Origin of the sequence: Micromonospora sp. NPDC049523, from assembly GCF_040676775.1 — a bacterium.
Lineage (GTDB): Bacteria > Actinomycetota > Actinomycetes > Mycobacteriales > Micromonosporaceae > Micromonospora_G.
In genome coordinates this window covers 120773-132617 of record NZ_JBFAPP010000009.1, presented here as the reverse complement: position 1 = coordinate 132617, position 11845 = coordinate 120773, and the positions used below count along the sequence as shown (strand labels likewise).

Annotated in this window: 14 protein-coding genes, 1 tRNA gene and 1 pseudogene; 9 read left to right on the top strand and 7 right to left on the bottom strand. The window is 70.8% G+C overall.

The genetic code is table 11. The annotated features are described in order from the left end of the window. Window positions 1-73: 73 nt before the first annotated feature. Window positions 74-1165, bottom strand: a complete 1092-nt coding sequence (gene ugpC / locus AB0J90_RS16215; RefSeq protein WP_363596472.1) for a sn-glycerol-3-phosphate ABC transporter ATP-binding protein UgpC — start codon at window positions 1163-1165, stop codon at window positions 74-76. A 321-nt stretch (window positions 1166-1486) separates the two neighbouring features. Between ugpC and AB0J90_RS16210 the strand changes: the two genes are divergently transcribed. From AB0J90_RS16210 to AB0J90_RS16195, 4 genes and pseudogenes are all read left to right on the top strand, one after another. After that, a tRNA-Thr gene (locus tag AB0J90_RS16210) sits at window positions 1487-1560 on the top strand. A gap of 126 nt (window positions 1561-1686) precedes the next feature. Continuing rightward, window positions 1687-2346, top strand: a complete 660-nt coding sequence (locus AB0J90_RS16205) for a hypothetical protein (RefSeq protein WP_363596470.1) — start codon at window positions 1687-1689, stop codon at window positions 2344-2346. A 103-nt stretch (window positions 2347-2449) separates the two neighbouring features. Beyond that, a pseudogene (locus tag AB0J90_RS16200) lies at window positions 2450-2536 on the top strand (RNA-binding protein); the annotation flags it as partial. A gap of 31 nt (window positions 2537-2567) precedes the next feature. Next, entirely contained in the window at window positions 2568-3149 is a 582-nt protein-coding gene (locus AB0J90_RS16195) for a hypothetical protein (protein ID WP_363596468.1), read from the top strand. A gap of 18 nt (window positions 3150-3167) precedes the next feature. Here the strand turns inward: AB0J90_RS16195 and AB0J90_RS16190 are convergent, their stop codons facing one another. After that, window positions 3168-3356: a hypothetical protein gene (locus tag AB0J90_RS16190; protein WP_363596466.1), complete on the bottom strand. Its 189-nt coding sequence runs from the start codon at window positions 3354-3356 to the stop codon at window positions 3168-3170. A gap of 101 nt (window positions 3357-3457) precedes the next feature. Here AB0J90_RS16190 and AB0J90_RS16185 point away from each other — a divergent pair, with 101 nt between their 5' ends. From AB0J90_RS16185 to AB0J90_RS16175, 3 genes are all read left to right on the top strand, one after another. Next, window positions 3458-3694 carry a hypothetical protein gene (locus tag AB0J90_RS16185; RefSeq protein ID WP_363596464.1) on the top strand — a complete coding sequence of 79 codons (237 nt, stop codon included), beginning with the start codon at window positions 3458-3460 and terminating at the stop codon, window positions 3692-3694. Window positions 3695-3772: 78 nt separating this feature from the next. Then, entirely contained in the window at window positions 3773-5104 is a 1332-nt protein-coding gene (locus tag AB0J90_RS16180; RefSeq protein ID WP_363596462.1) for a VWA domain-containing protein, read from the top strand. Further along, window positions 5101-5997 carry a peptidase gene (locus tag AB0J90_RS16175; protein ID WP_363596460.1) on the top strand — a complete coding sequence of 299 codons (897 nt, stop codon included), beginning with the start codon at window positions 5101-5103 and terminating at the stop codon, window positions 5995-5997. Before AB0J90_RS16180 ends, AB0J90_RS16175 begins: the two co-directional genes overlap by 4 nt. 85 nt (window positions 5998-6082) lie before the next feature. Here AB0J90_RS16175 and AB0J90_RS16170 read toward each other — a convergent pair whose 3' ends face one another. The 5 genes from AB0J90_RS16170 to AB0J90_RS16150 form a co-directional block, all read right to left on the bottom strand. Then, complete coding sequence (locus AB0J90_RS16170) at window positions 6083-6295, bottom strand: helix-turn-helix domain-containing protein (RefSeq protein WP_363596829.1); 213 nt, start codon at window positions 6293-6295, stop codon at window positions 6083-6085. Between the two features lie 63 nt (window positions 6296-6358). Then, entirely contained in the window at window positions 6359-6802 is a 444-nt protein-coding gene (locus AB0J90_RS16165) for an HNH endonuclease (protein ID WP_363596458.1), read from the bottom strand. A gap of 145 nt (window positions 6803-6947) precedes the next feature. Further along, a complete protein-coding gene (locus tag AB0J90_RS16160) occupies window positions 6948-7076 on the bottom strand; it encodes a hypothetical protein (protein ID WP_363596456.1) in 129 nt (42 codons plus the stop codon). Window positions 7077-7163: 87 nt separating this feature from the next. After that, window positions 7164-8696 (bottom strand): FAD-dependent oxidoreductase, encoded by a 1533-nt coding sequence (locus AB0J90_RS16155; protein WP_363596454.1) that lies wholly within the window; start codon window positions 8694-8696, stop codon window positions 7164-7166. Between the two features lie 75 nt (window positions 8697-8771). Further along, the gene (locus tag AB0J90_RS16150; protein WP_363596452.1) at window positions 8772-9257 is read right to left on the bottom strand and encodes an MSMEG_6728 family protein; all 486 of its coding nucleotides are present in this window, start codon (window positions 9255-9257) and stop codon (window positions 8772-8774) included. Between the two features lie 110 nt (window positions 9258-9367). Here AB0J90_RS16150 and AB0J90_RS16145 point away from each other — a divergent pair, with 110 nt between their 5' ends. Next, window positions 9368-11167, top strand: a complete 1800-nt coding sequence (locus tag AB0J90_RS16145; RefSeq protein ID WP_363596450.1) for an NAD-binding protein — start codon at window positions 9368-9370, stop codon at window positions 11165-11167. A 130-nt stretch (window positions 11168-11297) separates the two neighbouring features. Beyond that, entirely contained in the window at window positions 11298-11810 is a 513-nt protein-coding gene (locus AB0J90_RS16140; protein WP_363596448.1) for a hypothetical protein, read from the top strand. The last annotated feature ends 35 nt before the right edge of the window (window positions 11811-11845 follow it).

Genomic DNA, 11845 nt, shown 5'->3' with positions numbered 1-11845 from the left:
GCTTGTCGGGCGTACGCGAAAGGGGCGGTCCGCTCGCGCGGGCCGCCCCTCCGTCGTCGCCTGTCGTGTTACCTCAGATGCGCGCGCCGGTCGTGGCGTGGAAGGTGTGGTTCTTGCCGGTACGCGGCTTCACGTAGACGGTGTCACCCATGTTCGGCATCGTCCGCCGGTCGGTACGGACCACGAACCGCTCCGAGGTGCCGTTGATCGTGGCGGTGCCGTAGATGTTGGCGTCCGAGCCGAGGTCCTCGACCAGCTCGACAACCACCGGCAGGCCACCCTCGGTCGGGCTGACCAGGTCGCAGTCCTCGGGGCGGAAGCCCACGGTGACGTTGCCGTTGCCGCCGTCGGCCTTGGCCGCCTCGACCTGCTCGCGGGTGAGCGGGACGATCAGCTCGGCGAAGTTCGCGCCGTTCTCGGTCAGCGGCACGGTCTTGATGTTCATGGCCGGGGAGCCCATGAAGCCGGCCACGAAGACGTTCGACGGGGTGTCGTAGAGCGCACGCGGGGTGTCGACCTGCTGGAGTACGCCGTCGAGCATGACCGCCACCCGGTGACCCATGGTCATCGCCTCGACCTGGTCGTGCGTGACGTAGACGGTGGTGATGCCGAGCTTGGCCTGCAACGACGCGATCTGCGTACGGGTCTGCACCCGCAGCTTGGCGTCGAGGTTCGACAGCGGCTCGTCCATGAGGAAGACCTGCGGCTCGCGGACGATCGCCCGGCCCATCGCGACCCGCTGGCGCTGACCGCCGGAGAGCGCCTTCGGCTTGCGGCTCAGGTAGTCGTCGAGCTGGAGCAGCGCCGCCGCCTCCTTGACCCGCCGGTCGATCTCCGCCTTCGAGGTCTTGCGGAGCTTCAGCGCGAACGCCATGTTCTCGTAGACCGTCATGTGCGGGTAGAGCGCGTAGTTCTGGAACACCATCGCGATGTCCCGGGCCTTCGGCGGCAGGTGGGTGACGTCGCGGCTGTCGATGAAGATCGAGCCGTCGTCGACGTCCTCCAGGCCGGCGAGCATCCGGAGGCTGGTGGACTTACCGCAGCCGGAGGGGCCGACCAGGACGAGGAACTCGCCGTCGCCGATCTCCAGGTCGAGGTGGTCGACCGCGGGGCGTTCGGTACCCGCGTAGATGCGGGTGGCCTTGGAATAGGTGACCGTAGCCATGGTGAAGCGCTTCCTTTCACCGGCAGGAACGTGCCGGACGATCCGAGTGAAGGAGCTACCGGAGCGGGGGGCCGCACCGGTCCGGGCGGCGCGCCGAGAGCCATTGGGGTGATCGGCGTGTCGTCCGTGTCACGCCACCGTAATCCGCCCGGCCCACCCTGCCAAGGTCAGAGGCGTACGGAGAGACGCGATCGACTCACATTTCGGGCATCAGGGCACGGCAAGTCATCAATGGGTACGGCGAATGTGCCGAACTTGTCGGTCGGCGACCGTGGCGGCGTGGGGATCGGCACGCAGGTGGCTATGCTGACCCGGAACACTGCCCCTGTAGCTCAGCTGGCCAGAGCACCCGCCTTGTAAGCGGGATGTCGCCGGTTCGATCCCGGCCGGGGGCTCTCATATTGTCCGACCTGCGGAAACCGCGGCCTGTGCAAGGTGCCGCGACGAGGGCCTGTAGAGGTTCCGTGGAGATTGCCGCTCCGGCGCTGCGCGAGACGCCCCCGGGCGCGCATCCTCGACCGGTGACCCTCATCGTCGGCTGTGCCGCACTGCCGGCGTTGGCGTGGCTGCTCGGCGCCCGTACCCGGCGGGTCGGCTGGATCGTGGGGCTGGCGCTGGTGGGCTGGCTGGCCACCCTGATCCTCCTGGTCGCCGTCTTTCCACGTGCCGGCGCCGAGGCCGTCCTCGGCAGTCTGCTGGGAGCCGCGCTGATCGTCGCCGTCGGGCACGCGGTGGAGGACCGCCGCGTCGGCGGGACCACACCGGTACGGGGAGCGGGTCTTCGCCGCTTCTCGATGGCGTCGGCGATCGGGGTGACCGGTGTCTGCGCGCCGCTGGTCATCCTGGGACTCAACACCGATCCGTTCATCCCCTCCGCCGACGAGCTGCTGCCCGTACCGGCGGGTCTGGTCGCCTCCGTCGACCGGACCGACGGGACCTCGTGCGGGTCGGGCGTGTGCGACGTCTCGGTATCGGTGAGGAGCGGTTCCGGGCAGCCGGTCGGTGAGGTCCAGCGGTTGGTCCGGGACCACCTGTCCGCGCGCGGGTGGCGCCTGGACGATGACGGGAGGTCCTGCCGACCGGCCGGCTGGCTCCTCGACCGGCGTACGACGTGTGTCGACGTCCGGCAGAACGCCGCCCTGGTACGGGTAACGATCGAAGGACACCGCGCCTTTGCCTGACCGGCGACCGAACCCATCCGTCCGACGTGGGTGTTCGGCGGCGACGCGTCTTTCACCGTCACCGCACCCCTGGGCTGACCCGCCGACTCGGTAGCCTTTGGGGATGCATGACCTGCCGAAGGCCGAATTCGCCTTTCCCGGGCCACTGCGCGACCTGCTGGTCGCGTCCATCCTGAACGGCACGAAGACGCCGGCCAGCGCGGCCGTCGAGCGGTTCTGACATGGCATACCACTACCTGACCTCGCCGACCCTGGCGCGCGTACCGGGCCTGCTCGACTTCGTCTCGGCCAAGACGGGTGAGCCGAGTCCGGACACCAGCGCCCGGTTGACCTCGTACTTCGTCGACAACAGCGAGGATGGCGGCTTCCTCGAACACACGGACGTGGTGGCGCGGGCCCAGGAGGGGCTGCCGGCACGACTGGTCCGGGAGGCGGACTACCTGACCGCGAGCGTACGCATCCCGATCTTCTCGGCCGCGTTCGTGGCGGCGACCCGTACGGAGTTGGAACGGGATCTGGAGTTCCACCGTTGCGTGGTGCGCTGCGAGGACGAGGAGTACGACGACTTCTCGGTTGCCCGGGTGAAGACCGTGCTGCCGCTCATCGACGAGACCCGGTCACGGCAACGGCCGGCGGCCGGCGGTGGACCGCCGATCCTGACCGAGCCGTTCTTCCGGGAGGAGTACGCCGACCGGTTCCTGATCGCCCGCGACGCCCGCTACCGGACCCTGGTCTGCAGCCCGCGGCTGGTGGAACTGGTCCAGTCGCACAAGCTGCGGGTCCGGTTCACCGCCACCGCCTGAGGGGCGGGGGAGGGAGCATCAGCCGGCGATCGGGCCGGTGAAGCCGTTGCCGGCGAAGTTGTCGCGGTGCTGGACTTCGCCGTCGGCATCCTGGTCGCGGTGCCGCCAGGCCGCGTCCGTACGGACGTGCTCGGGTCGTACCCATTTGGCGACCGGCGGCCGAACTCGGCCTCGGGGACCGGTGCGGCGCCGCGCAGATCGTGGCATGGGCCCGGCCCGCCGGGCGCTCGCTTCATGAGAGAGATTCATGACTATTTGCACCGAACGGGGGATAGTGCCTATTCATCCCCCGCTACGACACTGACCTGGTGGAACGCTCACTGACGGCAGCCATGCTGGCCCTCGGAGTGGTGCTCGGGCTTCTCGCCGGCATCGCGTACGCCGTCGCCCGACGGTCCTGGGTCGACTACCGCAAGACGAAGGCGAGCGTGCCCGGCATGCGCAAGGCGGCCTGGGCGCTGATCCGGATCGCGGTTAGTAAGGGGGGAATTGTCCTGTTGCTGTGCATTGCGGCGGCAAGTTGGGCCGCCACCAGCGACAACTGATCAGCATTCGGTACCGGTAGGCGGGTGCAGAACGCACCAGGGAGTTAGCACCGATTTCTTCGTCACTAGTATCTCGGCGTGAACTCCAGACGACGGTCCATGGCTGTTCTCTTAGGACTGCTGGCCGCCCTTACCCTTCCCGGCATTCCACCGGCGGTCGCCGACGACGAACCCATCAGCGAGCCGCCGAAGCTCGAACTCGTGCTCGACGTCAGCGGCTCGATGCGGGCCAAGGACATAGGCGGCCGCAGCCGGATCGCCGTCGCGCAGCAGGCGTTCCACGAGGTGGTCGACGCGGTCCCCGACGAGACCCAGCTCGGCATCCGAGTGCTCGGCGCCACCTATTCCGGCGACGACAAGAAGGTCGGCTGTCAGGACACGCAGCAGATCGTGCCGGTCGGCCCGGTCGACCGGACCCAGGCCAAGGCGGCCATCGCCGGGCTGCGCCCCACCGGCTTCACCCCCGTCGGAAGGGCCCTGCGCGCCGCTGCCGAAGACCTGGGTACGGGAGGGACCACCCGCCGGATCGTACTCATCACCGACGGTGAGGACACCTGCGCTCCGCCCGACCCCTGCGAGGTCGCCCGCGAACTGGCCGCGCAGGGCACCCACCTGGTCGTCGACACGCTCGGCCTGGCCCCGGACGAAAAGGTACGCCGACAGCTCGTCTGCATCGCCGCGGCGACCGGCGGGACGTACACCTCCGCACAGAGCGTCGAGCAGCTCAGCGGCCGGATCAAACAGCTCGTCAACCGGGCCAGCGACACCTACACCCAGACTCCGGTGACCGTCGCCGGCTCCAACCGGTGCGAGAACGCGCCGATCCTGCAGCAGCAGGGCGTCTACACCGACCGGGAGCGGCCGCAGGAACAGCGCTTCTACCGCGTACCGGTGGCGAGCTACCAGGAGCTGCGCGCCTCGGTGAGCGTCGCCCTGGACCGCCCGCTGAACCCCCACTACGGCGTACTGCTGCGGGCCGTCGCCGCCGACGGTCGCGAACTCGTCCGCGGTACGGACGCCGGCAGCGGCCGTACGGACGTGCTCTCGACCGGTGTGCGGTGGTCGGGGGCGGAGGCACCGGCCGAGTCGCCCTCGGCCAGCCCGAGCGGATCCCCCACCGCCGCCCCGACACCCTCGGCGGGTTCGTCCGCCAGCCCGTCCGTCGTCGCCCCGGGCAACGGACAGCCCATCGTCTGCCTGGTGGTCAGCAACTCTTTCTCCACACCGACCGGAGCCAACGACGGTCCGGGCATGCCGATCGAGCTGACCATCGACGTGGTCGACGCGTCGCCCGCGCTGGACACCCCCGGCCTCAGCCGGGGCTGGGTGCTGCTCGGCGGGCTGGCCGTAGGACTGATCCTCGGCTGGTTCATCCGTTGGGTGATCGCCACCAGGAGGGAAACCCGATGACCCGGGACGAAACCACGACCCGTCCGGAACCGACCGGGCGGCCGATGCCGGCCCGGCGGCTGGGCGCGATCAGGGCCGCCGTGCTCGCGGTGGCGGTCGGTGCCGGCATCCTGGTGCCGGGTGCGATCGCGGCCGCCGCGCCGGCCTCGCCGTCACCGACGCCGACGTCCTCGGCCGACCCGGACACGGACACCGTGACCACGGCCGGCACCTCGTTCCTCACCGCGACCACGATCAGGGCCGAACAACCGGTCGACGTGGCCGCGTCGAGCGGCGACTACCTCTACTGGCAGTTCACCGCGTTCGCGGGGGAGACCAACGACCTGAAGATCAACGTCACGCTGCCACCGGCGGCGGACCGACACGGCCCGTCCACCTGGACAGTCGACGTCTTCGACGGCCTCCGGCGCCGCCAGGCGTGCACCGAAGGCGCCCAGACCCGGACGGCGAAGGTCGCCGACACCACGCTGTCGCTCGGATGCAAACTGCGGCAGGTCCGGTCCTGGGCCGAGCCGTGGTCCGGCGACCCGCTCCCCGGCGCCTACTACGTCCGGCTCTCCGTGACCGACCTGCCGGAACAGGACCTGGGCCTACCGACCCGGGTAGGACTGGGGCTCAACACTGTCGGCGACGACGAGGGCGGCGGAGAGGGTGTGCTGAGCGCGCCCCTCGGACCGTCGCCGAAGCCGAAGGTCACCGGGTCCTCGTCGAAGAGCCCGACCGCCTCACCGAGCGCCAGCGAATCGGCTCAGGCGGGCGGGACGGAGAGCGGCACCGGCGGTGGCCTGCTGCCGGACCTCTCGGCCGAGGCGAAATGGATCCTGGCCTGTGTGGTGGTCGGGATCGTCGCCCTGGTCGGCTTCACCCTGGCCTGGCGGACACGCCGCCCGTGACCTGACCGGCCCCGAACGGGCTGCTCGCAGTGATCGGCCCGGGACGCTGGTGCGTCCCGGGCCGATCGTCATCACCGGCCTGCGGCTACGGTTCCTGCCGGAACAACCCGCCGCCGCCGTACTTGCGGTGGGCGGCCTGCTTGGACACGCCCAGCGACTCGGCCACCTGGGCCCAGGACGCACCCGCAATTCGGGCCCGGCGGACCAGCACCGCCTCCATCCGCTCGACCCCTCGGCGCAACTCGGCCGCGGCCCGCAGACTCTCCAGCGGCTCGGGGCCGGCGCTGAGCTTGAGCAGGTCCTGGAGTGGCTCGTCCGACACGTCGTCAATATACGCTGACGGACCCGTTCCCCGGCCTGGTCAGAGGCGTACCAGCGTGGACCAGCCGGGAACGCTCGGCTCGTACCGCAGTGGCATGCCCGCCTCGGCCGGCGTGCGGTCACCCTTGCGCTGGTTGCAGGCGTAACAGGCCGCGACGGTGTTCTTCCACGTGTTCCGTCCACCTCGCGAGCGGGGCAGGACGTGGTCGATGGTGGTCGCCCGCGCCGTGCAGTAGGCGCACCGGCTGCCGTCGCGCACGTGCACCCCGGACCGGGACCAGGCCGGACCCGAGCTGAACCGCCAGCGGGTGACCACGTACCGCACCAGGCGGACCACCCGGGGCATCGGGAAGACCCCGATCCGACGGTCGGGCTCCGCCTCGTGAATCTCGGCGACCCGGCGACAGAGCATCCGGATCGCGTGCTGGACACTGACTTTGTGTAGTGGGCCGAGGTCGGCGTTGATGACGAGCACCGCGTCCACCGGGTCCTCCTTTCGATTCGTATTTCGTGGGCGTCGAGTGGGATGGATCGACCGCCGACTTCTCGTCGGCGGTCACGGATACAAAAAGCCGCCCGGATCCCGTACGTGCTGGGTGGGCGGCTGGGTCGCGGTGTCGACGTCGATGTCAGCCGCGAAGCCCGTCCAGCTCGTGTTCCGTACCGTCCGCGTACCAACAGGTGGGCCGGCTGTGGTGGGGCAGGCCGGCGACGAGCGGTCGGAACCGCCGCATCGCGCTGACGCCTGTCATCCTCATGCCGACCCCTCGCTCGGTGGTTTTCCCTGACTGCGTAAACGGTAATTGCGTACACCGCCGAGCGGCAACGGATTTGATCAGAATTCGTCAGGGTTTGGCGAGCAGGCCGCGTCGGCGTACGGACCAGATCGGTTCGGGTGCCGTACCGCAGCGGCGCAGGATCTGGTTCGCGGCCAGGATGCCGGTCACGGCGGCCCGTTCCATCAGCGCGCTCGGCAGGTCGGCCCGGATCCCGTCGCCGGCCAGGAAGAGCCCGTCGGCGTCGGTCGCCACGGTCGGGCGGTCGGCGTGGCTGCCGGCACGGAACGAGGGAGCCTGCCGCTGCACCCTTGCCCGCAGCTCGACCACGGGCAGCCGGGCCACCTCCGGCCAGAGCCCGATCAACTCGGCCCGCATCCGCTCGGCCAGTTCCTCCGCCGGCAGATCCTCCGCACAGGCGTACGCGTGCAGTTCCACCACCGCGCCACCGGTCCGGTCGGCCCAGTCCCGGGCCCCGGCCTCCAGCCGGTGGTAGAGCGTCACCGAGTCGAGCGTCGGCTGCCGCGACACCCCGCTGAACACGGCCCGGTCCGGTGCCACGTCCCCGGCCAGCCAGTACCGTGCCACCGTGTACGGCGGTCCGGGGGTGAACGCGGCGACCTGGGCGGCGAGCCGCGGCGCCTCGGCGGCGAGTTCCGGCGCGGCGGCGAGCAGGTCGCGCAGTGCCGGTGGGTCGACCGCGAGCACCAGGAACTCGGCACGGTGCCCGGTCCCACCGGCGGTGACCCGCCAGCCGCCACCGTCCTGGCGGTTGATGCCGGTCACCGGCGTGCCGGTGTGCACCCGGCCCCCCAGAACCCGCAGGTACGCGGCCAGCGGGCGCCAGATCGCCGAGTCGTAGTCCCGGTCCGGTGCGTCGAAGGACAGCCCCTCGGCGTTGCCGAGCAGGTAGAAGTGGAAGTTCGCGACCAGCTCGGCAGCCGACATGTCGTGCTCGTGGTTGAAGAACGAGTGTGCGAACACCTCGAAGAGCATCGCCCGCGCCCGGTCCGGCAAACGCAGCGAGTCGAGCAGCCGCGCGGCGGTGACCCGGTCGAGTTCGGCGTAACTCCGCTCCGGGTGGTACGCCAGCAACGGCAGCGCCGCATTTCCGTCCATAGTGCGCAGATCGCGCAGACGCAGGCTGGGGCTGCGAGCGATCAGGGCGAGCAGGTTCAGCGGCGGCGCACTCGGCAACCGGGCGAACTCCTCGGTCGGCCAGTCCGCCGAAAGCACCGGATAACCCGGCACCGGACGCAGGAAGCCCAGCGCGGGATCGATCCGCCGCAGAATCGACCGCCAGTTGTAATACTGCCGGAAGAACGCGTGGAAACCGTGGTCGACGGCCTGGGCGGTGCCGTCGGCGAGCGCGTCGGGCCAGGCCGCGAGGCGCCCGCCGAGGGTCGGCCGGGCCTCCAGCACGGTCACCCGTACGCCACGTTCGGCGAGCACCACGGCGGCCGAGATGCCCGCGATCCCGCCACCGACCACCAGCGCGCCGGTCCCGTTCGGCACCCTCGGCGTACCGGCGGCGCCGCCCTCGGGATCCACCCGGACCGGGTGTACGCCGAGCAGCCGGCCCAACCCTCGCGACAGCTCCATGGATCCCTTCCGATGCAAGCGCAGTCAGTGTCCCCCGTTTCCGGTGTCAAGAGGGGGCCCTTCGGACACAAACCCCTACTCCGGGGGCCGGCAGGCAGGAGGGCGGTCCGACGGTGGCCAGACGTACGGGAGGTCGGGCGGCAGGTCGCCGAAGCGGGGGCGGTAGAAGTCGGGGTCCTTGCGCAGCAGCGACACCCGGTGGCTCAGGTGCAGGTCCTCCCGGCCCAGCCAGGGCGGCAACTCACCCGCGGCGGCCAACTCGGGCTGGAGACGTACGCGGTCGATGCCGCAGGCGGTGGTCAGGTCCACCATCAGGGTGCCGGCGACGGTGTCGGCCCGACCGGTGGCGGACCACACGTCGCAGACGTCCAGCCCGTACCGGACCAGTGCCTCCTCGTACCCGGCCCACATCTTGACCGCCGGATGGTGCCGCCAGCCGTACCGGGGCCAGGTCAACCCGCGCAGCACCTGGAGCGCCTCGACCCGTTGCTTGCCCAGCCTCAGCGGATCCAGCGACCGGGCGCTGGCGCCGAAATCCGGGTACGGCAGGAACGTCTGCATCCCACTCCACCACCCGCGACCGGTGCCCGCACGCCCGGACGACGCACCGTCCACGCCCGCCGACGGCTCGGCGGGCAGCGATGGATGATCGTGGTGGCTACGATCCGGGCATGGCGGACCCGTGGCGCAATCGGGCCCGACGCGCGGTCGAGACCCGACTTCGCGACGGGCTGCGGACCAACGAGGGCCGTCCACACTATGTTGTCTGCGGCCAGGACGCCCTGGCCATCCATCTGGTCAACGCGCTGCTGGCCGAGTCGGTACGGGTAACCGTGATCGTCCCGACCCGACGCCGGGCCGACGGCCCGGACATCCGCACGATCCGGGGCGTACGGGTGATCTCCGCCGATCGGCTCGACGAGGAGACCTTCCGCACCGCCGCGTTGGCCGGGGCGCACGGCCTGGCCCTGATGCACCAGGACGACGTCGGCAACATCCACGCGGCACTCTGCGCGCAGGAGGTCGAACCCCGGCTGCGCCTGGTCCTGCGCATGTTCAACACCGGGCTCGGCAACAGCGTACGGCCGCTCTTCGCCGACTGCGCGGTGCTCTCCGACGCCTCGATGGCGGCGCCCACCTTCGTCGCGGCGGCGCTCGGTGCCGTGACGCCCACGCACTTCCGGTACCGCGGCCGGACCATGACCGTGGCCCGGCGCACCGACGTACGCCCGGAGCACGTGGTGTGCGGCCTGGCCGACACCAGCGACCCCCAACACGTGCGGATCCTGCCGTCGGACGAGGCGCAGGCCGACCTGGTGCTGGCCGAGGCGACCGGCCAACCACCCGGTACGGAGGTGGCCGCACGCCGGATCAAGCGGGCCCGCCGCCGCCAACGGCGCCCGACCGCCGTCTTCTGGCGGGCGCTGCGCTCCTTCGCCACCCGCAAGATCGGCATCGCCACCCTCGCGGTGCTCGGGATCATCCTGGTCTTCGGCTTCCTGCTCGCCCGCGCCGAAGACGTCAGCATCGCCGAGGCGCTCTACGTCGCGTTGCTGACCACGATCAGCGGTGCCGACGCGGACCCCGAGAAATCCGCGTCCGTGAAGGTCATGCAGGTGGTGCTGAACCTCGCCGGGCTGGCGCTGATCCCGCTGATCACCGCCGCCGTGGTGGACGGCATGGTCAACGCCCGGCTGGCGCTCGACGACAGCCGCGTACGCCGTCCCCGCGAGGGACATGTGGTGGTGGTCGGGCTCGGCAACGTCGGGACCAGGGTGATGTGGCAGCTGCACGACCTCGGCATCGAGGTGGTCGCGGTCGACAAGGACCCGCAGGCGCGAGGGGCGACGGTCGCCCGCCGCCTGAACATCCCGCTGATCGTCGGCGACGGTGCCCGGGAGGAGATCCTGGAGGCAGCCTCGGTGGCCACCTGCCAGGCCCTGGTGGTGGTCTCCACCGACGACGTCACCAACCTCCAGGCGGCGTTGAACGCCCGGGCGGCCAAGTCCGACCTGCGGGTGGTGCTGCGCCTGTACGACGGCGACCTCGCCGACCGGATCCAGAAGGCATTCAACATCAACATCTCGCGCAGCGTGTCGTACCTGGCTGCGCCGTCGTTCGCCGCCGCCCTGCTCAACCGGGAGATGATCGCGACCATCCCGATCAACCGGCATGCGCTGCTGGTGGCCGAGGTCCCGATCGCCGAGGGCGCTTCGCTGGTCGGCCGCGCGCTCGTCGAGGTCGACCAGGCCGCCGGCGTACGGGTGATCGGGCTGACCCCGGCCGGTCAGCCGAACCTGATCTGGTCCCCGTCGCGTACGCACCGCCTCGGTGCCGGGGACCGGCTGCTGGTGGTGGTCCGCCGGGCGGCGCTGAGCGCACTGCTGAAGCAGGCGAACCCGCCGGTGGTCGAACCGGAACTGCCGGCACTGCCGACCCAGCCGCCCTATCCCACGGGCAGCCCCGGCTGAACGGCCCGTCGGCGGGGTAACCGCGCGATCCTGACCGGGTAGGGTGCACGCCGTGCTCGGTGGCGGGGTGGGTAACGGGGTTCGGCAGCGTGGGCGGTCCGATCGTGGGTCGAGCGTCCTGCGGCAATGGATGCTGGCCCCCAGGCCCCGGGGCGGGCGTCGAGTCTGGTGGCTGGTCGCAGCCGTGGTGGTCGTTGCCGGCCTGGTGACCTGGGCGGCGTGGCCGTCCCCGCCGGAGCCACTCGCCCGTCAGTACGGCGAGGCCACCGCATGCCTGCTCACCGACGAGCACGGGGTGACGAGCCCGGAGGCCGCCGCGGTCTGGGCCGGCATGCAGGAGGCGTCCGAAGCGACGCTGACCAAGGTGCAGTTCCTCGAAGTCGACGGCCCGCAGACCGCCGACAACGCCAAGACCTACCTGGCCAGCCTGGTGCAGAGTCGGTGCGACCTGGTGCTCGCCGTGGGGCCGGGCCCGCTGTCCGCAGTGGACGAAGAGGCACCTCGGTTTCCTCGCGCCAAGTTCGCCCTGGTCGGAGGCGGTACGGCCGCCGCGAACGTGTCCCTTGTGGATGGACGGGCGCCGGAAACCGTACGGGAAAACGTGCGCAAGCTCGTCGCATCGGTCAAACCAGCCGCTCAGTAGCCCTGCGCTAGCTCTGCGTCGAAGATTTCCTTGAC